Source organism: Variovorax sp. V35 (assembly GCF_041154465.1).
GTDB lineage: Bacteria > Pseudomonadota > Gammaproteobacteria > Burkholderiales > Burkholderiaceae_C > Variovorax > Variovorax boronicumulans.
In genome coordinates this window covers 5,358,243-5,378,741 of sequence record NZ_AP028666.1, presented here as the reverse complement: position 1 = coordinate 5,378,741, position 20,499 = coordinate 5,358,243, and the positions used below count along the sequence as shown (strand labels likewise).

Genomic DNA, 20,499 nt, shown 5'->3' with positions numbered 1-20,499 from the left:
TGTCATGAACGCCATCGACCGGCTGCCCGAACCCACGAACCTCGCCGGCGCGCAAGCGCTGATCGCGCGCGTGCAGGCGATGCTCGATGCCGAAGGCGTGGCGATGCGCGCGCCGCCGCCGGAGCCCACCACCTGCTGCGGGCGCGGCTGCAATGGGTGCGTGTGGGAAGGGTGGCTGGCGGCGGTGGCCTATTGGCGGGATGAGGCGTCGCTGCTGCTGGATTGAGGAGGCGTCTCGTCGGTCGCGGAAACCGAAGGGGCTGAGTCGGACCTCATGTCGCTGTAGGGCGCTGGAATCTCCAGCGCTTGCGCGCCCGGCAGGCGTCGGACAAAGAGGTTGGTTGCCACGAGGTAGCGTGCCACGGTGCTGCGCAGATCGGTCGACTCGTACAGTGACTCGGTCCACCAGCGTTCGGTGAACATCACCTTGTAGGCAGAGCCTTCCTTCAGCAGGTAGTAGGAGCTGTCGCCGCCGACTCGCTCGGTCTCGATCTGGCCTTCGTACCAAGCAGTGGCCATCGCGTGGTCCACCACCGCCTCGGCGTCGACCGTGAACACTGCCCGGATATCCTCCGGCGTGAAGTCGTCGAAGAATGCCCTGCTGCGTTCTCTGCCGTAGGCCGTGCGGACCAACTCAAACCCATCGTCGTGCAGCAGGGCATTGAGCTGTGCCAGGCGATCCGGCGGTTGCACCATCCGGTGGGGCGTGATCAAGGGCGGCGTGGCGAGACTGGTGACATAGAACGGCTCGGTTTCCGCCTCCTGGCTGGCGGACAACGCCAGGTGCCAGCGCTCCTGTGCCTTGCGCGGCATGTTGCGCGATGCCGTCACGGTGCCGGCATAGTGCACGTGGCGTTCGCCTGTGCCGGTGAGCGTCGATGGAACGCAGTCGGCGGGGTCCGCGTCCCACGCCTGATCGTTCACCGACCAACTGCCATCCTCCTTGTCGTTCACCGTCTGGACGATCAGGCGAGCAAAGACTTGGGGCGGCGGTTCCGCGGGTTGATCGCCCACCGACGCTGGCACCGTGGCATCCACGCGAAACGCCAGGGGTTCGCCGATGCGAAAGCGCTCGTCGCGACGGACATCGATCGCGCTCAGGGCCTGGCGCGGTGGCACCGCAGTTCGGAAAAAGCCGTAGGCGGCCGACAGTGTCAGCACGGTGAAGATCGGAAACACCGGCAGCCCCACGAGCAGCCACAGCAGGTTCCAACCGCCCTCCAGCGACCAGCGCAGTGCGTTGAAACCGAAGGCGGCAAAGAAGGCCAGCACCGCCAGCGCGACCAGCGACCCCAGCCAGTCGGTGATGCTGGTTCGTGAAGGGGCATTTGAAGGCGGCGGTGCCGGAGACGTCCACGCCGTGTCATGCCGCTGCACGATGCGCGGCAGGCCGATCACGCGCGGATCGGGCAGCGGTGTCCAGAAGCTGTCGTCCTGCGCGGCCAGCGCGATCGTGCGGATGCCATCGCGGTGTTCAAGCTGCAGCGCGGCCTGCGTGACGCCGTCCTGCGCCGCGTCTTCAAAGCTCAGAGGACGCGCATCGGGCACGCGGTGGTAGCGGCGCTTCTCGACATCGACGATCAATGCGTCTTCACCCGCCGATGCCGCGTGAAAGCGCTCGTCAGAAGACGCAAGGCCTTCCGATATCGGCAGCGCCAGGACCCGCGCAAGGACGTCGAGGTAGGAGTGAGGGCGAGACATGCGTCCGAATCTAGCTGGCGATCCCGAGCGCCGCAGCCGCCAGCTTCGCCACCTCCAGCGTGCTCCCAGGCGCTTCGCCGTCTTCCAGCATCCACACCGACGACAGCCCGGCCCAAGCCAGCACCCACTGCAGCAATCGCCGCTGCTCGATGCCCGCGGCCTCCGCGATGACCTCGATGCGGCGCGCGAAGCGCCCCGGCACCAGCGCGCTCCCGCCATCCGGGTTGCACAGGATGTTCGCGTGGTCGAAGCCGCGCTCGCCGTGCAGGCCCTTGGGGTCGATGGCGAGCCAACCGGCTGGGCCGAAGTCGAGCACGTTGCCGTGGTGGATGTCGCCATGCAGCACGACCACCTCGCGCGGCGCGGCCAGCAGCTCGCGTGCGGTGCGTGCGCTGTGCGCGAAGACGCCGCCGTGCGTGGCCGCGCCGGCCCACAGCGATTCGAACCAGCGCGAGAGCGGCACCAGCGTCGGGGGCGGCGGCGTGTCGCGCGGGGCATGCAGGCGCGCGGCGGCGGCGCACAGGATGCGCGTGGCCTCGTCGTCGTGGCCTTCGTGAACCATCTGCGGCAGCGAGGCAGTGCCTTGCGCGCGCACCATCAGCAAGGCTTCGCCGTCATGGGCCAGCACGGGCGCGGCGCCGTCGCCGTTCCACCAGGCCATCAACAGGCTGCCCGCCTGTTCCTCGGCCTCGTGCGAGAGCTTGAGCATGGCCGCCACGCCCTGCTGGCGCACGGGCAGCAGCGTGCCGCTCAGCGAGGTGAAGGCCTCGCCGTCGGGCGTGAGGTTCCAGCGTTCCAGGTAAGGCGCGAACACGCCGAGCGGGACCACTAGCGCGATTCCCAGAACCCCCGGTGCGTGGCGATCATCTCGTCGGCCACCTCGGGCACGGGGCCGATCACCTCGACGGGTTTCTGTCCGCGCGCGAAGACCTCGCGGCAGGGCAGGCTCAGCGTCGGGTTCTCGGGGTGGTCGCCGGTGAGGGCGAGCAGCGCGGATTCTTCCGCGCCGTACACGATGCGCCCGATGTTGGCCCAGTAGCTCGTGCCCGCGCACATGGCGCAGGGCTCGAAGGTGGTCACCAGCGTGCACTGCCACAGGTACTCGGGCGGCCAGTTCTGCGCCGCGTGGCGCGCGAGCGTGGCCTCCGCGTGGTGCACCGTGTCGATGTTGCCCTGTTCGGCGAGGATGGTCTCGCCGTCGGGTGCGACGAGCACGGCGCCGAAGGGGTGGCGGCCCATGGCCATGGCGCGTCGCGCCACGGCGTCGGCGCGACGCAGCGCGCGGGTGATCTGTTCGGGGGTCATGCCCCCATTATTTATGCGTTCTGCGAGCCGCGGTGCGCCCAGCCTGTCGTGTGCTTCTCGATGAGGCTGAACAGCTCATACATGATCATCGCCATCGCGCCCACCACCATCAGGCCCGCGAAGGCCAGGCCCATCTGCATGGCCGAGCCGGCCGAGATCAGCAGGTAGCCGATGCCCTCGTTGGCCGCGGTCATCTCCGACACCGTGGTACCGACGAAAGCCAGCGTGATCGCCACCTTCAGCGAGCCGAAGAAGTAGGGCATGGAGCGCGGCAGGCCGATCTTGACGAGCACGTCCCAACGCTTGGCGCCCAGCACGCGCAGCACGTCTTCCAGCTCGGGTTCGAGCGTGGCCAGGCCGGTCGCGATGTTCACCATGATCGGGAAGAAGCTGATCAGAAACGCCGTGAGGATCGCCGGCCCGATGCCGATGCCGAACCACACGACCAGGATCGGCACGAAGGCCGCCTTGGGCAGTGCGTTGAAGGCCGTCATGAGCGGGTAGATCGCCGCATAGGCCAGGCGCGAGCTGCCGATCACGAAACCCAGCAGCACGCCCACCACGATCGCCAGGCCGAAGCCCGCCATCGTGACCCAGAAGGTGCGCCAGGCATGGCCCGCGATGATTTCCTTGAACTCCCAGAACTGCTCCCAGATGCGCAGCGGGCTGGGAAAGATGAAGTCCGACACGCCGAAGCCCGCGCAGATCACCTGCCACAGAAGGAGCACCGCCACGAGCAGCAGCCACGGCGACCAGCGCTCGAGTTGTTTGGTGTTTTTCATCGCCGCCTCCTCAGTGCGCCGCCGCCGCGGCGGAGGGGGTGGTGGCGTTGCCGCGGATGGCGCCGATGTGGCCGCGCAGTTCGAGCACGATGTCGGTGAACTCCTTGGTGTAGGTCAGCTCCAGCTCGCGCGGGCGCGGCAGGTCGATCTCGCGCTTGACCACGAAGCGTCCGGGGCTCTTGCTCATCACGTACACCGTGTCGGCCAGGAACACCGACTCGCGCAGGTCGTGCGTGACCAGGATCACGTTGAACTGCTGCTCGGTCCACAGGTCGCGCAGGATGCACCACAGCTCTTCGCGCGTGAACGCGTCGAGCGCGCCGAAGGGCTCGTCCAGCAGCAGCATCTTGGGCTCGTGGATGAGTGCGCGGCAGATGCTCGCGCGCTGCTGCATGCCGCCCGAGAGCTGCCACGGGAACTTGTCCTCGTAGCCGCCCAGGCCCACCTTCTGCAGCAGGCGTCGGGCGCGCTCTTCGTATTCCTTGCGTTTGGCCTTGAAGTTCGAGCGGTAGGGCTCGACGATTTCCAGCGGCAGCAGCACGTTGTCGACCGTGGTGCGCCACGGCAGCAGCGAGGGCGCCTGGAAGGCCATGCCCGAGATCTTCAGCGGCCCGGTCACGGGCTGGCCGTCGATGCGGATCTTGCCCATCGAGGGCATCTTTAGCCCCGTGGTGAGCTTCATGAAGGTCGACTTGCCGCAGCCCGAGGGGCCGACGATGGCGATGAACTCGCCGCGCGTCACCTTCAGGTCGATGGCCTCGACCGCGAAGTGGTTGGCGCGCAGCAGCTCTTCGTTGTAGGCGAGCCAGACGTCCTGGAAATCGACGAAGGGGGCGGCTGCGTCGGGTGTCGTTGCGCCGGCCGCCATCACTTGCGCAGGATTCCGCTGAGCTCGGCCGCGGGCGGGAGCATGGCCGCGGTCCACACGGCGTCGGGGCTCACGCGCGTCTTGGTGTTGAAGGCATCGGACACCTGCGAGGCCATGAGCGACATGCGGCCCGCGTTGACGGCGCCGAAGCCGTCGGTGCGCGCGTCGGCGCTGTTGATGACGGTGTCGATGGCCAGCTGCAGGCGGCGCGTCTCGAGCTTGCTGTCGATGATGCCGTCGCGCGCCTTCACCGACTCGATGCCCAGCGCCGGGTTGGCGATGACTTCCTTGGCCCCCTTGGCAAAGGCCGAGAGGAACTTCTTCACCGCCGCCGGGTTGTCCTTGAGCAGCTTGGGCGAGGCGATGATCACGTTGCCGTACAGCTTCACGCCGTAGTCGGGGTAGGGCAGGATCACCACGTCGGCCGCCTTGGCGCCGCGCGCTTCCAGGTTGAGCAGCGAGGTGAAGGTGAAGCCCGTGATGGCGTCGATGTCGCCGCGCACCAGCATGGTCTCGCGCAGCGTCGGGTCCATGGCGGTCCAGTTCACGGCGCCGATGTTGTTGGCCTTGGCGAAGATGGGGAACGCGCGGCGGCCCGCGTCGAACACCGGCGCGCCCAGCTTCTTGCCGGCGAGGTCGGCCGGCTTGGTGATGCCGCTCTTCTTGAGCGCCATGACCGAGGCCGGCGTGTTGTTGTAGACCATCATCACGGCCACCGGCTTGTTCGGGCTGTCGGGGTTGTTGGCGTGGAACTCCATCAGCGCCGCGAGGTCGGCGAAGCCCATGTCGTAGGCGCCCGAGGCCACGCGCGTCACGGTGCCGCCCGAGCCGTTGCCGGCGTCGATGGTCACGTCCAGGCCGGCGGCCTTGAAGTAGCCCTTGGCCGCGGGGTGCAGGAACAGCGCGGCCGGTCCTTCGAAACGCCAGTCGAGCTGGAACTTGATCGGCGTCGGGCTCTGGGCCATGGCCGAAGACAGGCCGAAGCTGAGGGCCGAGGCGGCGAGGAAGGACTGGATCAGTTGACGCTTGTTCATGCGGGTTCCGTGAAGGTGAATGCTTCGGCATTCAAGCAAAAACGGTGCCCGCACGCGATTGGTGCGAACCCTTCCGGTGAATCACCGAGGTGCGTGGTGCGCCCAGGGCGTGTGCGGCGTGCACCGCGCCTGGGAATCAGGGCCTTGGGCCGTCGTCAGAGCGCGGCGCCGATCTTGCGCAGCTCGGCGATCTGCGGCGCCTTGGGCAGCCAGACCTTGTCGAATTCGGCGATGACCGGCGCAGGGTTGTAGCCGGTGGCGCTCTTGATCGCGATGCCGCTGGCCTTGAACTTGTCGATGAGGCCCAGCTCGGTGGTCACGATGTCCTTGATCTGCGCGTCGAGCTGCTGCTTCACGAGGTCGGTGATGAGCGCCTTGTCTTTCGCATCGAGCGTCTGCCAGATGCGGCCCGACACCAGCGGGGCGAAGGGCATGAACAGCGCGTTCATCGGCAGCAGCGTTTTCGAGACGCGGTCGAAGCGCTGGTTCCACGAGAACTCGATGTCGGCTTCGAGCCCGTCGACCTGGCCGTTGGACATGGCGTCGAACACGCCCGGCGTGGGAATGGGCGTGGGCGCGGCGCCCAGCAGTTGGTAGAAGTCGCGGTACACCGGCGTGGGGTTGATGCGCAGCTTCATGCCCTTCAGGTCGGTGGGCGAGGCGATGTCCTTGGTCGCGAACACCACGCGCATGCCGGTGATGCCCCAGCCCAGGCCGATGGTGCCGGTCTCGCGCGGCAGCACGTCGAGCAGCTTGAGCGCCGCGGGCGTGCGCACGAGCGAGGCGACGTTGGTGGTCGAGCGCACGAGGTAGGGCGCATTGATGGCCGCCACGCTCGCCACGCGCGAGCCGAGTTCGGCCGCCTGGATCCAGCCCATGTCGAGCGCGCCCGACTGCAGCTGCTGCATCATGGCCGACTCGTTGCCGAGCTGGCCCGAGTGGAACACCGTGGCGCTCAGGCGGCCGTCGGTGGCCTTCTTCAGCGCTTCGCCGAAGCTCACCGCGGCGCGGTTCCACGAGTGCCCCGCGGGCGTGATGAGGCCCAGGCGGAATTCCTTGGCGGCGGCGGCACGCGACAGGGTGCCGAAGAGGGCGGTCGACGCGGCGGCGGTGCCGGCGGCGGCCTGGACGAACTGGCGGCGGGAGAGGGGCATGCGAAGCTCCTGTGGGGTGAGGTGAATGGAAGCGAGAGACAGCGGATCAGCGCTTACTTGATGAGCGCGAGGGAAAGACTCGGGAACAGCGACAGCAGCACCAGCGCCACGCAGCAGATCAGGAAGAAGGGCAGCGTGACGATGAACATCTTTCCGGGCTTGGCGCCCGTCACGGCCGAGGCCACGAAGAAGCTCAGCCCCACCGGCGGCGTCATCAGCCCGAGCACGAGGTTGATCACCACCACCACGCCGAAGTGGCGCGGGTCGATGCCGTAGATCTCCGTTGCGATGGGCAACAGGATCGGCACGGTCATGATGAGACCGGGAATGCCGTCGATCACGGTGCCGATCACCAGCAGGATCACGTTCACCAGCAGCAGGAAGGCGATCGGGTCTTTGGCCACCGTCTGTATCCACGCGGCCGTGGCCTGCGGCACCTTGCCGTAGATGAGCAGCCACGAGAACACCGCGGCCGCCGCCACCAGGAACAGCACCACCGCCGAGTAGATCGCCGACTTCAGCAGGATCTGCGGAATCATCGCGAAGCGGAATTCCTTCGTCACGTAGCGCCCCACCAGCACCGCGGCCACCGCGCCCACCGCCGCCGATTCGGTGGGGTTGGCCAGCCCGCCGAGGATCGAGCCGACGATCACGATGGGAATGAGCAGCGTCGGGCAGGCCGTGAGGATCGTGTGCAGCCGCTGGCGGGCGGTGCGCTTCTCGGTGCGCGGGTAGTTGTAGATCACGCCCATGCCGGCGATCACGATGAAGAACAGCACCGTGAGGATCACGCCGGGGATGATCCCGGCGATGAGCATGTCGCCCACCGCCACCTGCGCGAGCACGCTGTACACCACGAACATCACCGAGGGCGGAATGATCGGGCCGAGCATGCCGCCGTACACCGTGATGCCGGCCGCGAAGGTCTTGTCGTAGCCCTGCTTCTCCATCTCGGGCACCATGATCTGGCTCATGATCGCCACCTGCGCGGTGGCCGAGCCGATGATCGACGACACCAGCATGTTCGCCAGGATGTTCACGTAGGCCAGCCCGCCCTTCACCGAACCGATGAAGGCCAGCGCGAGGTCGACGAGGCGGCGCGTGATGCCGCCGCCGTTCATGATCTCGCCGATGAGGATGAACAGCGGAATCGCAATGAGGCTGTAGCTGTCGACGCCGCCGAACATCTGCACCGGGAACGACTGGAACAGCACCGTGTCGCCCGAGTTGAGGATGTAGACGATGCCCGACAGGCACAGGCAGGCACCGATCGGCACGCCGACCAGCATGATCAGCAGGAAGAAGGCAGAGGTCAGCATTTCAGTTCACGGCGTCCGCGTTGGCGACATGGAACTCGTCGTGCGTGCGCTTGGGCTGCAGGCCGAGGTCTTCGAGGAGGTTGGCCAGCGCATGCACGCTGAGGGTGAGCGCGAAGATCGGCAAGATGAGCTGCACCACCCACGTCGGCCAGTCGAGCGTCTGCGTGCGCTCGGTGTAGAGGAAGTTGAAGCTCTCGGCCGCGAACTCCTTCGCGTCGAAGCCGTGGCGCACGATGCCGGCCGGGTCCATCCACAGCCAGCACATCGCGAGCAGGGCCAGCCCGAGCAGCAGCACGCCGCCCGAGGCACTGGCCTTGGCGATGCGCGCGGCCCGGGTGCCGAGCTTGTCGGTGAGCAGGGTCACCGCAAAGTCCAGCCGCAGCCGCGTCATCGCCGACGCACCGAAGAAGGTGAGCCAGACCACGCAGTACACCGAGGCCTCGTCCACCCAGTAGAGCGGAAAGCCGCCGTAGCGCGTGACCACGTTCAGCAGCACCAGCACGATGAGCAGGCCCATGAGGCTGCTGAGCAGGTGGCGCTCGCAGCGCAGGACGAAGTCCGACGCGTCGAGCACGCGGCGGGACAGGCCGCCGCTTCCTTTCAAGGCGTTTTCTTGCATGGTGTTCTGGGCCTTGCGGTGCGTCGTGCGCGCGGCGATTACATGACCGACTGGTACTGCGCAGGCCGCGTGGCCAGCGCCTTGGCGACGACCTTCTCGATGAAGGCGCGCTCCTCGCCGATGAGCGGCAGGCGCGGGCGGCGCATGTGCTCGGTGCCCACGCCGACCAGCAGGTCGATGAGCTTGAGGTTCTGCACCAGCTTGGTCGACACGTCCAGGTGCAGCATCGGCGTCATCCACTGGTAGAGCTTCAGGGCTTCCGCAAACTTGCCGGCCTTCATCAGGTCGTACAGCGCCACCGTCTCGCGCGGGAAGGCGCAGCCCACACCGGCCAGCAGGCCGTCGCAGCCCAGCGCCAGGCCTTCGTAGGCCAGGTCGTCCACGCCCAGGAACAGTTGGTAGCGGTCACCCACCGTGTTGCGCAGGTCGGTGATGCGGCGAATGTTGTCGGTGCTCTCCTTGATGGCCGCGATCCACTCGCAATCGGCCAGCTCGACCATGTGCTCGGGCTTCAGGTCCACGCGGTAGGCCACCGGGTTGTTGTAGACCATGATGGGTTTCTGGGCCGCGTTGGCGATGGTGCGCACGTTGAGCATGGCTTCGCGCGCGTCGGCCACGTAGATCACCGAGGGCATGACCATGTAGCCGGCCACGCCCAGCTTGTTGGCGCCATCGACGTAGCGCAGGGCTTCGCGGGTGCTGGTCTCCGACACATTGGCCAGCACGGGGATGCGGCCGTCGGCGGCTTCCAGGGCGATCTTGGCGACCTGCAGTTTTTCTTCGAGCGTCAGCGTGCTGGCTTCGCCCAGCGAGCCGCAGGTGACGAGGCCGTGGATGCCGTTGCGGATCTGGAAGTCGATGTGGCGGGCGGTGCCCTCGGCGTCGATGCTTTCGTCGGCGTGGAACTTGGTGGTGATGGCGGGGAAGATGCCTTGCCAGCGGGGATTGCTCATGGGTGTGTACCTCGAAAAAAAGAAGAAAAGGGCGCTGCGGACAGCGGTCGAAACCAGGGCTTGAAGGCTTGGTTTTTAAATATATTAGTAAGATATGAGAAATATCTGCTCAGGGTATTAGCAGATTGCATGCCAGCCGAAATGGTGGTTGGAGGCTTCCGGAAAGGGCGTTCGGGCGCCCGGAAGCACCGCCTTGGCGCACCCTGCGCCTCACGATGCAGCGGACGAAAAAAAGCCCCGCAGCGGCGAACGCGGCGGGGCGTGCGGCTGGCGCCGGCGTGGTGCTCAGGTCGGCGTCGTTGCCCCGAAGCCCAGCCAGTACGGATCGCCTACGCGCTTGCCCACGCTGCTGGCCGCGTCGCGCACGGTGGCGCCGAAGCGTTCCACCAGCGCTTCCGACAGCTGTTCCGCCGGCAGCGCGATGCCGAAGGCGTAGGTCTGGCGCGTGGCGGGGTCGAGCACCGCCGACGAGATGCCCGCCACGTTCGTCACGTACTCGCCGCGCGACAGGGCCCAGCCCGTGTCGCGGATCACGGCCAGGCGCGCGAGCAGGTCCTTGCGTGTCTTCGGTGCGTGGCCGCGGCCCTGGTCGAGCTTGGTGCCGATCAGGGCGCCCACTTCGTCGTCGTCCAGGCGGGCCAGCAGCGCGCGGCCCATGGCGCTGGAGTAGGCGGGTGCGCGGCTGCCCGGCGGCGTGTAGATCTGCAGCGCGCCGGCGCCGGTGCGCATCTGGATCACGAGCGTGTCGGCGCCGTCGAGCACGTTGATGTAGCCCGTATAGCCGGTCTCGCGCACCAGCGCGTCGAGCGCCTCCTCGACCAGCGAGGCCGTGTTGCGCGAGGCGCGGAAGTGGTACGAGGCTTCCATGATCACGCCGCCCGGGCGGTAGGCGCGCGTGGCCGCGTCGCGGTCCAGGAAGCCGTAGCCGGCCATCATGCTCAGCGTGCGGGAGGCCGAGCTCTTGGGCAGGCCCAGCTCGGTCACGACGTCCGTCACCGTGATGTCGCGGCGCAGTCGCGCGATCAGCTTCAGGACGTCCATGGCGTTGGCAAGGGTGCTCATCGTGTTCGGTAGGTTGGGGTGGGAATCATAGGTTCGGCGCCGGTGCGTCTTTTCGGCCGACCCGGGTGAACGCCCGCTTGACAGCCGAAAGTACGGTTTTATCATTCAGTTCAAGTTTATTGGACATGGTTCCAGAATATGGAACTAACAAGGAATGACCATGCACCATGAAGTGACCGCCGTCGCGCCGCTGGAAGACAAGGGCGCCGGGCACACCGCGTTGCCGCCGGCCGCGCTCCATCCCAAGGCGCTCGCGCCCGCCAACCTGATCCTCACGGTGGTGCTCAGCGTGTTCGGCGCCATCGTCGGCATCCAGATGCTGGCGAGCCTGGGCATCACGCCGAGCACCTCGCTGATCGGCGCGCTCGCGGCCATGACGCTGGCGCGCGTGCCGCTGGCCATGTTCCGGGGCTTTCGCTCGGTGCATGCGCAGAACCTGGCGCAGACGAGCATCTCGTCGGCCACCTTCGGCGCGGCCAACAGCCTGTTTTTGCCGATCGGCATTCCCTTCCTGTTCGGCCTGCCGCAGATGGTGGTGCCGATGCTCATCGGCGTGAGCCTGGCGATGCTGCTCGACGCCTGGCTGCTGTACCGCATGTTCGACACGCCCGCCTTCCCGGCGAAGAACCCGTGGCCGCTGGGCATCGCCGCGGCCGAGGCCATCAAGGCGGGCGACGGCGGCGGCAAGCAGGCCTGGCTGCTGCTGGGCGGGCTGGCCACCGGCGTGGCGGGCGCGGTGTTCAAGCTGCCGATGTCGGCCTTCGGCGTGGCGCTGATCGGCGGGCTCGGCGCCATGACCGCCTTCGGCATCGGGCTGCTGGTGCGCGGCTACTCGGCGCCGCTGTTCGGCTTCGACATCGGCACGCGCTACGTGCCGCACGGGATGATGATCGGCGCCGGCCTCGTGGCGCTGGTGCAGGTGGCGCGCGTGGTGCTGAAGAAGCACGGGCGCGCGGCCGACACCGACAGCACCGCCGCGGCGACAGAGGCGCTGGCCGAGGCGCGCGGCGCCAGCGTGCTCGGCCGCTCGCTCAAGCTCGGCGGCGCGGGCTACCTGGCGATCATGGTGCTGCTGTGCGCGGGCACCGGCATCTACACCGGCATGTCGCCGGGCATGCTGGCCTTGTTCATCGTGTACGGCACCTTCGCGGCCTTCGTGCACGAGCTCATCGTGGGCATCGCGGCCATGCACTCGGGCTGGTTCCCGGCCTTCGCGGTGGCGCTGATCTCGCTGCTGCTGGGCATCCTGATCGGTTTTCCGCCCGAGGCGCTGGTGGTGCTGGCCGGCTTCTCGGCCGCCACCGGCCCGGCCTTTGCCGACATGGGCTACGACCTCAAGGCCGGCCACCTGCTGCGCGGCGAGGCCTCGGGCTCGGCCTTCGAACTCGAAGGCCGGCGCGAACAGATGATCGCCGGCATGGTCGGCTGCGGCGTGGCGATCGTGGTGGTGGCCTGCGCGTACCCGCTGTTCTTCGCCAACCACCAGACCGCGCCGATCAACGCCGCCTACGTGGCCGCGATCAAGGCCGGCATCTCGGGCGAGACCGCGCGCAACCTCGCGCTGTGGGCCGTGCCCGGCGCGCTGCTGCAGCTGGCGGGCGGGCCGCGCCAGCAGCTGGGCGTGCTGTTCGCCACCGGCCTGCTCATCGCCAGCCCGATGGCCGGCTGGATGGTCGCGGCCGGCATCGCCTGCCGGCTCGCGGTGCACGCCGTGCTCGGCGCCGCCGCGCGCGAACGGCTCGAGGTTTTCGCCGGCGGCGTCATCGCGGGCGACGCGCTCTACAGCTTCTTCTCGGGCGCGGTGAAGAGCCTGCGCAAGTAGTTCTTCATCTCCTTCTTTTCTTTCATCACACACACAGGAATCGAATCCATGAAACGCAATCTGACCAGCGACGACGTCCGCGCAGCCATCTGGGGCGGTGCCATCCTCGGCGGCGGGGGCGGCGGGCTCATCGCGGCCGGCGAGCGCGCCGCGCGCCTGGCGCTGCAGGTCGGCACGCCGCAGCTGTGGAGCGTCGACGAGTTCGACGAGGCCGCGCTCACCGCCACCATGGCCCTCGTGGGTGCGCCGGCCGCACCCGACCCGCACGTGCAGCCGGCGCACCTGCTGCGCACGCTGGAGCTGCTGCGGCGCGAGCTGCCGGCGGGCCAGAAGCTGGTCGCGCTGCATGCCAACGAGAACGGCGCCGAGACCACGGTCAACGGCTGGTTCCACGCCGCCATGACCGGCCTGCCCGTGATCGACCTCGCGTGCAACGGCCGCGCCCACCCCTCGAGCGTGATGGGCGCGCTGGGCCTGCACACCGAGCCCGACTACCTCTCGGTGCAGGCCTACGCGGGCGGCGAGCCGCACCGTTATGTCGAAGGCGTGGTGTCGGGCCGGCTCGAGCAGACCTCGGCCGTGGTGCGCCGCGCCTCGGTGGAGGCGGGCGGCCTCGTGGCGGTGGCGCGCAACCCCGTGACCGTGGGCTACGCGCGCCAGCACGGCGCGCCGGGCGCCATCAGCCACGCCATCGCGCTGGGCCAGACCTTTCTCGACGGCGGCGTCGATGCCGTGGCCCGTTCGCTCGACGGGCGCCTCGTGGCCGAGGGCACAGTGCGCAGCTACCGCTGCGAGCAGCAGGAAGGGCTGGATGTCGGTGTGGTCGAGCTCGACGACGCGGCCGGCACCACGCTGCGCTTCATCAACGAGTACATGCTGCTGGCGCAGGGCGGCGAGCGCATCGCGCGCTTCCCCGACCTGATCATGACCTTCTCGGACGACGGCCAGCCCGTGGTGTCGGCGCATGTCCGCCAGGGCGCGCGGCTGCGTGTGCTGGTGGCGCCGCGCGCGCGGCTGCTGCTGTCGCGCACGATGTTCATGCCCGAGCTGTACCGGCCGCTCGAGAAGTCGCTGGGCGAAGCCTTCGCGCCGGCCTGAACGGAGACACGCCATGACACTGCGCATCCGCTGGATCCGGGCCGTCGGCAACGACACCTACAACGCGCGCTTCGCGCAAGAGTTCGCGCAGGTGAAGAACCCCGGCACCGAGGTCGAGGTGGTGTCGCTGCGCAATGCGTCGGTGCAGCACCACGTCGAGTACCAGAGCTACGAGGCGCTGCTGGGCGCCGACATCGTGCGCGCCGTGCGCGACACCGTGCAGCAGGGCTTCGACGCCGTGGTGGTCGGCTGCTTCTACGACCCGGTGCTGGTCGAGGCGCGCGAAATTTCCGGCCAGACCGTGGTGGTCGCGCCCTGCCAGGCCTCGTTCGAGGTCGCGTCCAACCTGGCGCAGAAGGTCTCGGTGATCGTGGGGCGGCGCAAGTGGGTGCCGCGCATCGAGGCGCGCGTGCGCGAGTACGGCCACGCGCACCTGATCGCCTCGTTTCGCGCGCTGGAGCTCGGCGTGGAAGACTTCCAGCGCGACCGCGACGAGACCGTGCGCCGCATGATCGCGCAGGGCCGCCGCGCCATCGACGAGGACGGCGCCGAAGCGCTCATCCTCGGCTGCACGCTCGAGTTCGGCTTCTACCGCCAGCTGCAGGACGCGCTGGGCGTGCCCGTCATCGATTCGGCGTTGGCCGCCTTCAAGCGCGCCGAGGCGCTGGCCGATACGAAACAGCGTTTCAACTGGACGCCCAGCCGCGTCGGCGGCTGCGAGCCACCGCCCGAAGACAGGGAGCTGCTGGCCTGGAACGTGTTCGACCCGGCCGACGTGCCGGTGGTGTCGCCTGTCCACGCCTGAACACGGCCGTCCATGAAAAACGCCCCGCCGCGGAGACCGCGACGGGGCGTTGTGTTTCATGGAGGAAACGTCGGCGTCAGTCCTGGGACTTCACCTTCGCCACGGCCAGCGCCGTCATGTTGATGATGCGGCGCACCGTCGCCGAAGGCGTCAGCACGTGCGCCGAGCTCGCGCCACCCAGCAGGATCGGGCCCACCGTGATGCCGTTCGCGCCCGTCATCTTCAGCACGTTGTAGAGGATGTGGGCCGAGTCGAGGTTCGGGCACACCAGCAGGTTGGCCTCGCCCGTGAGCGTGGTCTCGGGCAGGGCGGTGCGGCGGATCTCGTCGGACAGCGCGGCGTCGCCGTGCATCTCGCCGTCGCACTCGATGTCGGGTGCCATCTGCGAGAACAGGTCGCGCGCCAGGCGCATCTTGCGCGCCGAGCCGCGGCTGGAGGTGCCGTAGTTCGAGTGCGACAGGAAGGCCACCTTCGGCGGCAGGCCGAAGCGGCGGACCTCTTCGGCGGCCATCACGGCGATGCTGGCCAGCAGTTCGGCGCTCGGGTCTTCGTTTACGTTGGTGTCGGTGATGAACACCGTGCGCTTTTCGAGCGTGAGCGCATTCAGCGTGGCGAAGCCGGGCGCGCCGCGCTTCAGGCCGATCAGGTTGCGGATGTGCTCCAGGTGCACGTCGAAGCGCCCGACCAGGCCGCAGATCATCGCGTCGGCATCGCCCAGGTGCAGCATCAGCGCGGCGATGGTCGTGTTGGAGCGGCGCACCATGGTCTTGGCGGCCTCGGGCGTGACGCCGCGGCGGCCCATGAGCTTGTGGAAGCTCTCCCAGTAGGTGCGAAAGCGCGGATCGTCTTCCGGGTTCACGATCTCGAAGTCGGTGCCGGGGCGGATGTGCAGGCCGGCCTTCTGGATGCGTGCCTCGATCACCGCGGGGCGGCCCACCAGGATGGGCTGGGCCAGGCCTTCGTCGACCGCCCACTGCGCAGCGCGCAGCACGCGCTCGTCTTCGCCCTCGGCGTAGGCCACGCGCTTGGTGGTGGAAATTTTTGCGGCGCTGAACACCGGGCGCATGAACATGCCCGTCTGGTAGACGAAGCGCGTCAGGTGCTGGCGGTAGGCTTCCATGTCCTCGATCGGGCGCGAGGCCACACCCGAGGCGGCGGCCGCCTTGGCCACGGCCGGTGCGATGCGCAGGATCAGGCGCGAATCGAAGGGCTTCGGAATGATGTAGTCGGGGCCGAAGGCCAGCTCCTGGCCGGCGTAGGCGGTGGCCACCTCTTCGCTGATGTCGGCCTTGGTGAGGTCGGCAATCTCGCGCACGCAGGCCAGCTTCATTTCTTCCGTGATCTTGCTCGCGCCGCAGTCGAGTGCGCCGCGGAAGATGTACGGGAAGCACAGCACGTTGTTGACCTGGTTCGGGTAGTCCGAACGGCCCGTGGCAATGATGCAGTCGGGGCGCACGGCCTTGGCCAGCTCGGGGCGGATTTCAGGCTCGGGGTTGGCCAGCGCCAGGATGATCGGCTGCGTGCCCATGGTCTTGACCATCTCGGCGCTCATGACGCCGGGGGCCGAGCAGCCCAGGAACACATCGGCGTCCTTCACCACGTCGGCCAGGGTGCGCGCACCGGTGTCCTTCTGGGCGTAGCGGGCCTTCGATTCGTCGAAGCCGCCTGCGCGGCCCATGTAGATCAGGCCCTTGGAGTCGCAGGCGTAGATGTTGGCGGGCTTGGCGCCCAGGCCGACCATCACGTCCAGGCAGGCGATGGCGGCGGCGCCGGCGCCCGAGACGGCGATCTTGACGTCCTCGATCTTCTTGCCGACCAGTTCCAGGCCGTTGAGCAGCGCCGCGGCCGAGATGATGGCCGTGCCGTGCTGGTCGTCGTGGAACACGGGGATGTTCATGCGCTCGCGCAGCTTCTTCTCGATGTAGAAGCACTCGGGCGCCTTGATGTCCTCGAGGTTGATGCCGCCCAGCGTGGGCTCCAGCGCCGCGATGATGTCGACCAGCTTGTCGGGGTCGTTCTCGGCCAGCTCGATGTCGAACACGTCGATGCCGGCGAATTTCTTGAACAGGCAGCCTTTGCCTTCCATCACGGGCTTGGAGGCCAGCGGGCCGATGTTGCCCAGGCCCAGCACGGCGGTGCCGTTGGTGATGACGCCCACGAGGTTGCCGCGGGCGGTGTATTCGGCCGCGAGCGCGGGATCTTCCGCAATGTCGAGGCAGGGGTAGGCCACGCCCGGCGAGTAAGCCAGCGACAGGTCGCGCTGGTTCAGCAGGGGCTTGGTGGGGGTGATCGAGATCTTGCCCTTGACGGGCGAGCGGTGGTATTCGCGCGCTGCTTCTCGAAGTGCTTCTTCAGCGGGGGACAGGGATGCAGCCATTTGAAAAGTCTCCTAGGTTCTGGCGGGCAATGAGGCTACCGCAAAAGCGCGGCCTCTTCTCTCGGGGGGAACGACGAGACCCTCTATCTTCCGCCTGATCGAGAGGGTCTGCCGACTCGCTAAACTTCAACACCCCCGTTTCCGGGGGGCAAATCCGTGCCGCACGGGCGGTGCGGCGAACCAACGTCCACAACCACAGAACAACACGGAGGGACATCGAATGACACCCGGACCTTTCACCGGCACCGAGCCGGACGTCGTGGTCATCGGCGGAGGCCCCTCGGGCTCCACGGTGGCCGCCTTGCTCGCAGACAAGGGCCACGACGTGGTGCTGCTCGAGAAGGCGCAGCACCCGCGCTTTCACATCGGCGAATCCTTGCTGCCGATGAACATGCCGCTGTTCGACCGGCTCGGCGTGCGCACCGAGGTCGAGGCCATCGGCCTGCGCAAGCACGGCGCCGAGTTCGTCTCGCCCTGGCACGACCACAGCAGCCACTTCGACTTCGGCCAGGCGATGGACAAGAGTTTTCCCTATGCCGTGCACGTGCGCCGTTCGGAGTTCGACGAGCTGCTGTTCCGCCACGCCGGCAAGCGCGGCGCGCGCACCTTCGAGGGCCGGCGCGTCACCGGCGTCGACATGGACGCGGGCAAGGGCACGCCCGACAACCGGGCGCTGGTGAAGGTCAAGGCCGACGACGGCACCGAGACCGAATGGCGCCCGCGCTTCGTGATCGACGCCAGCGGGCGCGACACGCTGCTGTCGAACCAGTTCGACGCCAAGCAGCGCAACCGCAAGCATGCGAGCGCGGCGCTGTACGGCCACTTCGCCAACGCCGAGCGCCGGCCGGGCCGCTTCGAGGGCAACATCTCGCTCTTCTGGTTCGACCACGGCTGGTTCTGGTACATCCCGCTGAAGGACGGCACCGTGAGCGTGGGCGCCGTGGCCTCGCCGGCCTATTTCAAGCGGCGCCAGGGTGCGTCGCTCGAGGACTTCCTGATGCAGACCATCGCGCTGGCGCCCAAGCTGGCCGCGCGGCTGAAGAACGCCACGCTGATGGAAGGCGCCACCACCACCGGCAACTACGCCTACGACTCCAAGTTCTGCCGCGGCGACCGCTTCATGATGGTGGGCGATGCCTATGCCTTCGTCGACCCGATGTTCTCCTCGGGCGTGTACCTGGCGATGAACAGCGGCTTCGAGGCCGCGACCTGCGCCGACCACTGGCTCAAGGGCGAGGCGAAGGAGGCCGAGAAGGCCTTCCGCCATTACGAGAAGGTGATGAAGCACGGGCCGAAGATGTTCTCGTGGTTCATCTACCGCATCACCTCGCCCGCCATCCGCCGCCTGTTCATGGCGCCGCGCAACATCTGGCGCATGCAGGAGGCGCTCTTGTCCATCCTGGCCGGCGACCTGTTCCGCAACACGCCCATCGGGCCGCGCTTCTGGGGGTTCAAGGTGACGTACTACGCGTCGTGCCTGGGCATCCTGCCGCAGGCCGTGAAGACCTGGGCATGGCGCCGGCGCAATCTCAAAGAGTCTCTGGGAGCTGCAAAGAGCTGATTCCTGCGGCGAGGCCGCGCGGGGCATTCGGGGCGCGCTCGCGCCGACGGGGCACCTTGCTCCGCGAATGTCCCCCGGCCTGCGGCCTCCTCCTTGATTTCGCTGCGCAAGGCACCCCATCGACACGAGCGTTGTTCGCAAGGGTCGTTGATCGGCCGCACACCCGCAGCGTGTCCCGTGACCAGGACACTGGGTGCTTCCCGCAGCGAAATCAAGGAGGAGGGGCGAAGCCCCGGGGGACATTCGCGGAGGGAAGTACCCGGTGGCCTGGGCACGTTCCCCGAATGACCCCGCCACCTGATGCTCAGTCCGGCGTGACCGTGTGCTGTGCCAGCGCCTCCAGCGCCTTCACCAGCGCCGAGTGGTCCAGCTGGCCGTAGCCCATCGCCGCGCAGGCGTTCATCAGCTGTGCTGCGTTCGCGGTCTGCGGCAGCGCCACGCCCAGCGAACGGGCGCTTTGCATCGCCAGGTTCAGGTCCTTCTGGTGCAGCGCGATGCGGAAGCCCGGCGCGAAGGTGCGCTTGATCATGCGTTCGCCGTGCACTTCAAGGATGCGCGAGCTGGCGAAGCCGCCCATCAGCGCCTGGCGCACCTTGGCGGGGTCGGCGCCGGCCTTCGAGGCGAACACCAGCGCTTCGCTCACGGCGGCGATGTTCAGCGCCACGATGATCTGGTTGGCCACCTTGCAGACCTGGCCATCGCCCGCGCCGCCCACCAGCGTCACGTTCTTGCCCATCTTGTCCAGCAGCGGCTTCACGCGGCCGAAGGTGCCTTCGTCGCCGCCGCACATGATCGTCAGGCTCGCGGCCTTGGCGCCCACTTCGCCGCCCGAGACCGGCGCGTCGATGTAGCCGGCGCCCAGCGCCACGATGCGGCGCGCGAATTCCTTGGTGGCGATCGGGTCGATGGAGCTGCAGTCCACCACGATCTTGCCCTGCGAACCCTTCAGGCCGTCGGCCACGCCTTCCGCGCCGGGTGCGCCGAACAGCACCTTCTCCACGTCCGGCGTGTCGGGCACCATGATGAAAACGATGTCGGCCTTGCGCGCCACTTCGGCGGCCGAGCCGCAGATGGTGGCCTTGGAGACGAAGGGCTCCGGCGTGTTGCCGTGCGTGTTCACGAAGAGCTCGTGGCCTGCGTCGAGCAGGTGGCCCGCCATGGGGGCGCCCATGATGCCCAGGCCGATGAATCCGATTTTTTGTGCTGCTGCAGTGGTCATGTCTCTGTTTCCTTCGTGAACGTTCATTGCTTCTTCGTGAGGGCTTCGCGCCAGCCCAGGCCTTCCACCGTGGTGGCGCGGGGCTTGTATTCGCAGCCGATCCAGCCGTCGTAGCCCAGCGCATCGATGTGCTGGAACAGCCACGGGTAGTTGATCTCGCCCGTGCCCGGCTCGCCGCGGCCCGGGTTGTCGGCCAGCTGGATGTGGCCGATGCGCGCCAGCTGCTTGGTGAGCGTGTTGCCCAGCTCGCCTTCCATGCGCTGTGCGTGGTAGATGTCGTACTGCACGCGCAGGTTGTCCGAGCCCACCTCGTCGATCAGCGCCAGTGCCTGGTCGGTGCGCGTGAGGAAGAAGCCGGGGATGTCGAAAGTGTTGATCGGCTCGATCAGCAGGCGCAGGCCCGCGGCTTCGAGCTCGCGCGCTGCCAGGCGCAGGTTCTCGACCACGGTCTTGTGCGCGGCGTCGGCGCTCACGCCCGCCGGCACCTTGCCGACCAGGCAGTTGAGCTGCGGGCAGCCCAGCGCCGTGGCGTAGTCGATGGCCAGAGCGATGCCTTCGCGGAACTCGCCGGTGCGGTCCGGGTGGCAGGCGATGCCGCGCTCGCCCTTGTCCCAGTCGCCGGCCGGCAGGTTGTGCAGCACCTGCTGCAGGCCATTGGCGCGCAGGGCGGCCACGAGTTCCTTCTTGTCGAAGGGGTAGGGGAAGAGGTACTCCACCGCCTTGAAGCCGGCCTTGGCGGCCGCCTCGAAGCGCTGCATGAACGGCAGCTCGGTGAAGAGCATCGTGAGATTGGCTGCGAACTTGGGCATGTGTCTTGTCT

19 protein-coding genes are annotated in these 20,499 nt (G+C 67.9%); 5 read left to right on the top strand and 14 right to left on the bottom strand.

Annotation, left to right across the window (positions count from 1 at the left end; translation table 11 throughout):
• Positions 1-4: 4 nt before the first annotated feature.
• Positions 5-226: an oxidoreductase-like domain-containing protein gene (locus ACAM42_RS24680; protein WP_307588791.1), complete on the top strand. Its 222-nt coding sequence runs from the start codon at positions 5-7 to the stop codon at positions 224-226.
• Here the strand turns inward: ACAM42_RS24680 and ACAM42_RS24675 are convergent.
• From ACAM42_RS24675 to ACAM42_RS24625, 11 genes are all read right to left on the bottom strand, one after another.
• Positions 190-1,701, bottom strand: a complete 1,512-nt coding sequence (locus tag ACAM42_RS24675) for a hypothetical protein (protein ID WP_369629730.1) — start codon at positions 1,699-1,701, stop codon at positions 190-192. The two genes, ACAM42_RS24680 and ACAM42_RS24675, sit on opposite strands and share 37 nt — an antisense overlap.
• 10 nt (positions 1,702-1,711) lie before the next feature.
• Positions 1,712-2,530 (bottom strand): aminoglycoside phosphotransferase family protein, encoded by an 819-nt coding sequence (locus ACAM42_RS24670; RefSeq protein ID WP_369629729.1) that lies wholly within the window; start codon positions 2,528-2,530, stop codon positions 1,712-1,714.
• Positions 2,530-3,006: a nucleoside deaminase gene (locus ACAM42_RS24665; protein ID WP_159273291.1), complete on the bottom strand. Its 477-nt coding sequence runs from the start codon at positions 3,004-3,006 to the stop codon at positions 2,530-2,532. The genes ACAM42_RS24670 and ACAM42_RS24665 overlap by 1 nt, the downstream gene beginning before the upstream one ends.
• 11 nt (positions 3,007-3,017) lie before the next feature.
• A complete protein-coding gene (locus ACAM42_RS24660) occupies positions 3,018-3,788 on the bottom strand; it encodes an ABC transporter permease (protein WP_095746348.1) in 771 nt (256 codons plus the stop codon).
• Positions 3,789-3,798: 10 nt separating this feature from the next.
• Positions 3,799-4,656 (bottom strand): ABC transporter ATP-binding protein, encoded by an 858-nt coding sequence (locus ACAM42_RS24655; RefSeq protein WP_070062386.1) that lies wholly within the window; start codon positions 4,654-4,656, stop codon positions 3,799-3,801.
• On the bottom strand, positions 4,656-5,690 hold the full coding sequence (locus tag ACAM42_RS24650) for an ABC transporter substrate-binding protein (protein ID WP_062473355.1): 1,035 nt from the start codon (positions 5,688-5,690) through the stop codon (positions 4,656-4,658). Before ACAM42_RS24650 ends, ACAM42_RS24655 begins: the two co-directional genes overlap by 1 nt.
• Before the next feature lie 155 nt (positions 5,691-5,845).
• On the bottom strand, positions 5,846-6,844 hold the full coding sequence (locus ACAM42_RS24645; protein ID WP_369629728.1) for a TRAP transporter substrate-binding protein: 999 nt from the start codon (positions 6,842-6,844) through the stop codon (positions 5,846-5,848).
• 53 nt (positions 6,845-6,897) lie between these two features.
• Positions 6,898-8,163, bottom strand: a complete 1,266-nt coding sequence (locus ACAM42_RS24640; RefSeq protein ID WP_062473357.1) for a TRAP transporter large permease — start codon at positions 8,161-8,163, stop codon at positions 6,898-6,900.
• Between the two features lies 1 nt (position 8,164).
• Positions 8,165-8,782 carry a TRAP transporter small permease gene (locus tag ACAM42_RS24635; RefSeq protein WP_369629727.1) on the bottom strand — a complete coding sequence of 206 codons (618 nt, stop codon included), beginning with the start codon at positions 8,780-8,782 and terminating at the stop codon, positions 8,165-8,167.
• 38 nt (positions 8,783-8,820) lie between these two features.
• Positions 8,821-9,735, bottom strand: coding sequence for a dihydrodipicolinate synthase family protein (locus ACAM42_RS24630; protein WP_369629726.1), 915 nt, complete (start codon positions 9,733-9,735; stop codon positions 8,821-8,823).
• Positions 9,736-10,020: 285 nt separating this feature from the next.
• Positions 10,021-10,797 carry an IclR family transcriptional regulator gene (locus tag ACAM42_RS24625; RefSeq protein ID WP_369629725.1) on the bottom strand — a complete coding sequence of 259 codons (777 nt, stop codon included), beginning with the start codon at positions 10,795-10,797 and terminating at the stop codon, positions 10,021-10,023.
• Between the two features lie 160 nt (positions 10,798-10,957).
• On the opposite strand from ACAM42_RS24625, the gene ACAM42_RS24620 reads away from it, so the two are divergent.
• Genes ACAM42_RS24620 through ACAM42_RS24610 form a run of 3 tightly spaced genes read left to right on the top strand, consistent with a single transcriptional unit; the run spans position 10,958 to position 14,522 of the window.
• Positions 10,958-12,619, top strand: coding sequence for an OPT/YSL family transporter (locus tag ACAM42_RS24620; RefSeq protein ID WP_369629724.1), 1,662 nt, complete (start codon positions 10,958-10,960; stop codon positions 12,617-12,619).
• A 48-nt stretch (positions 12,620-12,667) separates the two neighbouring features.
• Positions 12,668-13,717 carry a DUF917 family protein gene (locus tag ACAM42_RS24615; protein ID WP_369629723.1) on the top strand — a complete coding sequence of 350 codons (1,050 nt, stop codon included), beginning with the start codon at positions 12,668-12,670 and terminating at the stop codon, positions 13,715-13,717.
• Positions 13,718-13,730: 13 nt separating this feature from the next.
• Positions 13,731-14,522, top strand: coding sequence for an aspartate/glutamate racemase family protein (locus tag ACAM42_RS24610; RefSeq protein ID WP_369629722.1), 792 nt, complete (start codon positions 13,731-13,733; stop codon positions 14,520-14,522).
• 76 nt (positions 14,523-14,598) lie between these two features.
• Here the strand turns inward: ACAM42_RS24610 and ACAM42_RS24605 are convergent, their stop codons facing one another.
• A complete protein-coding gene (locus tag ACAM42_RS24605) occupies positions 14,599-16,899 on the bottom strand; it encodes an NADP-dependent malic enzyme (protein WP_070062392.1) in 2,301 nt (766 codons plus the stop codon).
• Between the two features lie 220 nt (positions 16,900-17,119).
• Between ACAM42_RS24605 and ACAM42_RS24600 the strand changes: the two genes are divergently transcribed.
• The gene (locus ACAM42_RS24600; protein ID WP_369629721.1) at positions 17,120-18,460 is read left to right on the top strand and encodes an NAD(P)/FAD-dependent oxidoreductase; all 1,341 of its coding nucleotides are present in this window, start codon (positions 17,120-17,122) and stop codon (positions 18,458-18,460) included.
• Between the two features lie 304 nt (positions 18,461-18,764).
• Here ACAM42_RS24600 and ACAM42_RS24595 read toward each other — a convergent pair whose 3' ends face one another.
• Together ACAM42_RS24595 and hyi are read right to left on the bottom strand one after the other, a co-directional pair.
• The gene (locus ACAM42_RS24595) at positions 18,765-19,679 is read right to left on the bottom strand and encodes a 2-hydroxy-3-oxopropionate reductase (protein WP_369629720.1); all 915 of its coding nucleotides are present in this window, start codon (positions 19,677-19,679) and stop codon (positions 18,765-18,767) included.
• 23 nt (positions 19,680-19,702) lie between these two features.
• Positions 19,703-20,488: a hydroxypyruvate isomerase gene (gene hyi, locus ACAM42_RS24590; RefSeq protein WP_369629719.1), complete on the bottom strand. Its 786-nt coding sequence runs from the start codon at positions 20,486-20,488 to the stop codon at positions 19,703-19,705.
• Positions 20,489-20,499 lie beyond the last annotated feature (11 nt).

Bases quoted from the DNA above. Each gene is read 5' to 3' on its own strand.
- ACAM42_RS24620 (WP_369629724.1), top strand. From the start codon at position 10,958: ATGCACCATGAAGTGACCGCCGTCGCGCCGCTGGAAGACAAGGGCGCC.
- ACAM42_RS24610 (WP_369629722.1), top strand. From the start codon at position 13,731: ATGACACTGCGCATCCGCTGGATCCGGGCCGTCGGCAACGACACCTAC.
- ACAM42_RS24675 (WP_369629730.1), bottom strand. From the start codon at position 1,701: ATGTCTCGCCCTCACTCCTACCTCGACGTCCTTGCGCGGGTCCTGGCG.
- ACAM42_RS24600 (WP_369629721.1), top strand. From the start codon at position 17,120: ATGACACCCGGACCTTTCACCGGCACCGAGCCGGACGTCGTGGTCATC.
- ACAM42_RS24605 (WP_070062392.1), bottom strand. From the start codon at position 16,899: ATGGCTGCATCCCTGTCCCCCGCTGAAGAAGCACTTCGAGAAGCAGCG.
- hyi (WP_369629719.1), bottom strand. From the start codon at position 20,488: ATGCCCAAGTTCGCAGCCAATCTCACGATGCTCTTCACCGAGCTGCCG.
- ACAM42_RS24635 (WP_369629727.1), bottom strand. From the start codon at position 8,782: ATGCAAGAAAACGCCTTGAAAGGAAGCGGCGGCCTGTCCCGCCGCGTG.
- ACAM42_RS24640 (WP_062473357.1), bottom strand. From the start codon at position 8,163: ATGCTGACCTCTGCCTTCTTCCTGCTGATCATGCTGGTCGGCGTGCCG.
- ACAM42_RS24595 (WP_369629720.1), bottom strand. From the start codon at position 19,679: ATGACCACTGCAGCAGCACAAAAAATCGGATTCATCGGCCTGGGCATC.
- ACAM42_RS24665 (WP_159273291.1), bottom strand. From the start codon at position 3,006: ATGACCCCCGAACAGATCACCCGCGCGCTGCGTCGCGCCGACGCCGTG.
- ACAM42_RS24660 (WP_095746348.1), bottom strand. From the start codon at position 3,788: ATGAAAAACACCAAACAACTCGAGCGCTGGTCGCCGTGGCTGCTGCTC.
- ACAM42_RS24655 (WP_070062386.1), bottom strand. From the start codon at position 4,656: ATGGCGGCCGGCGCAACGACACCCGACGCAGCCGCCCCCTTCGTCGAT.
- ACAM42_RS24625 (WP_369629725.1), bottom strand. From the start codon at position 10,797: ATGAGCACCCTTGCCAACGCCATGGACGTCCTGAAGCTGATCGCGCGA.
- ACAM42_RS24650 (WP_062473355.1), bottom strand. From the start codon at position 5,690: ATGAACAAGCGTCAACTGATCCAGTCCTTCCTCGCCGCCTCGGCCCTC.
- ACAM42_RS24615 (WP_369629723.1), top strand. From the start codon at position 12,668: ATGAAACGCAATCTGACCAGCGACGACGTCCGCGCAGCCATCTGGGGC.
- ACAM42_RS24645 (WP_369629728.1), bottom strand. From the start codon at position 6,844: ATGCCCCTCTCCCGCCGCCAGTTCGTCCAGGCCGCCGCCGGCACCGCC.
- ACAM42_RS24680 (WP_307588791.1), top strand. From the start codon at position 5: ATGAACGCCATCGACCGGCTGCCCGAACCCACGAACCTCGCCGGCGCG.
- ACAM42_RS24630 (WP_369629726.1), bottom strand. From the start codon at position 9,735: ATGAGCAATCCCCGCTGGCAAGGCATCTTCCCCGCCATCACCACCAAG.